The 969-nt window shown below is 68.1% G+C and carries 2 protein-coding genes; both read right to left on the reverse strand.

Going from position 1 to position 969, the window contains the following annotated elements:
• Window positions 1–127: 127 nt before the first annotated feature.
• Window positions 128–487, reverse strand: coding sequence for a type II toxin-antitoxin system death-on-curing family toxin (locus tag ACI3ET_RS15840; protein ID WP_405034040.1), 360 nt, complete (start codon window positions 485–487; stop codon window positions 128–130).
• A gap of 3 nt (window positions 488–490) precedes the next feature.
• Window positions 491–694, reverse strand: coding sequence for a toxin-antitoxin system HicB family antitoxin (locus ACI3ET_RS15845; RefSeq protein ID WP_405034041.1), 204 nt, complete (start codon window positions 692–694; stop codon window positions 491–493).
• Between the last annotated feature and the right edge of the window lie 275 nt (window positions 695–969).

Raw genomic sequence — 969 nt, forward strand, 5'->3', positions numbered from 1 at the left:
GGACCCCGGAGAACCGCAGACCGGCAGCGCCAGCCGGCGCTACCCCACGCCCACGCGCCGAATCCGGACGAGAACGACGATCACGCCCACGCCGAGCGCACCAGCCCCACCTCATGAAAGACCGGGGCTAGTGCCACTTAGCCAAGTGGCCAGCTGCCACCTGGTGGTCGGCCGTGCCGCTGGCGACGGCGATGACCAGGTCGTACCCGTCGTCGTCGGGTGCATGAAGATCGATGTCGTTGAGTCCGTAGAACACGACTACCGCGAGCCATCCCAGCCGCTTGTTGCCATCGACGAGCGGGTGGTTCACGACGATGGACTCCAGGAGCGCGCCCGCCTTGGCGTCGATGTCCGGGTAGGCGTCACGTCCGAAGACGCTGGCCCTGGGGCGGTGGGCAGCGGAGCCCAGCAGGCCAAGATCCTGAATCGGACCTACGCCCAGGTCCGCCGCCAGGGCGAGCAGGTCCTCGGTGGTCAGGTACTCCAAGGGTCAGCGTCCGAGACGCTCGAGCAGGTCGGCGTACCGCTCTTGCCCACGTGCGGACAGCTCGCGGACACGCTCCTCGTGCCCGCGCCGGGCGGCCGCCTCCCGGATCGCCCGCACCGTGGCCTCCTGCTTGCTCACACCCTCGGCCTCGGCCAGGGCCGCCAAGGCTCGCTCGTCCTCCGGAGAAAGTCGCAGAGTCATCGCCATCCAGTCATGGTATCACTCTGGTATCTAAACGCTCCTGAGCGTGAGGCGTTCTACGTCATGTGGGTCGGGTGCCGTTGGCCCGTCGTCGTCCCTGGGTAGCGGTAATGGAGCTTGGTGGCTCGACAGCGTGTGATCGGGTTCGTGACGACGGGGCGGGGTGGCCCTTGGTGAGCGACGAGATACCGGTGGTGGTTCTCAATGCCGCGGAAGGCTCGCCCCGGCCCTGCTGGTGACGCGCGAGGCAGCGAGAGACGGTCCGGCGGAAACAAGCGGGC

Origin of the sequence: Ornithinimicrobium jinqii (assembly GCF_045032595.1) — a bacterium.
In the GTDB taxonomy this organism is placed as follows: domain Bacteria; phylum Actinomycetota; class Actinomycetes; order Actinomycetales; family Dermatophilaceae; genus Ornithinicoccus.

Excerpts from the sequence above, each read along its gene's own strand:
- ACI3ET_RS15845 (WP_405034041.1), bottom strand. The coding sequence starts at position 694 with ATGGCGATGACTCTGCGACTTTCTCCGGAGGACGAGCGAGCCTTGGCG.